This window comes from Stutzerimonas marianensis (genome assembly GCF_022810315.1).
GTDB classification, from domain to species: domain Bacteria; phylum Pseudomonadota; class Gammaproteobacteria; order Pseudomonadales; family Pseudomonadaceae; genus Stutzerimonas; species Stutzerimonas marianensis.
Genome location: NZ_JALGRD010000061.1, coordinates 1 through 459, shown reverse-complemented (window position 1 = coordinate 459; position 459 = coordinate 1). Strand labels below are relative to the sequence as shown.

The following is a 459-nucleotide window of genomic DNA, read 5'->3' as shown; positions in this document are numbered from 1 at the left end:
CGACGATCGGGGGTTTGGTGTAGAAGCTTGACGATGACCTACTCTCACATGGGGAAGCCCCACACTACCATCGGCGATGCGTCGTTTCACTTCTGAGTTCGGGATGGGATCAGGTGGTTCCAACGCTCTATGGTCGTCAAGCAATTCGGCTGGGGAGTCGGTGTTGAGTCGCTTCCCCGAATCGGGCATGTGAAGGTGTTGCTGTATCGGTTTCGCTTTGCGAGCGATGCGTCTTTTCGGTTTGTTTGTCGACTTCAACCGTCTGACACGCAAACATCAAATTGTTTGGGTGTTATATGGTCAAGCCTCACGGGCAATTAGTATGGGTTAGCTCAACGCCTCACAGCGCTTACACACCCCACCTATCAACGTCGTAGTCTTCGACGGCCCTTCAGGGAGCTCAAGGCTCCAGTGAGATCTCATCTTGAGGCAAGTTTCCCGCTTAGATGCTTTCAGCGG

Annotated in this window: 2 rRNA genes; both read right to left on the bottom strand. The window is 53.2% G+C overall.

From position 1 onward, the window contains the following. Positions 1–25 precede the first annotated feature (25 nt). Positions 26–141: ribosomal RNA gene (gene rrf, locus MST27_RS22270) — 5S ribosomal RNA — on the bottom strand. A gap of 155 nt (positions 142–296) precedes the next feature. Next, positions 297–459, bottom strand: a 23S ribosomal RNA gene (locus MST27_RS22265); the annotation flags it as partial.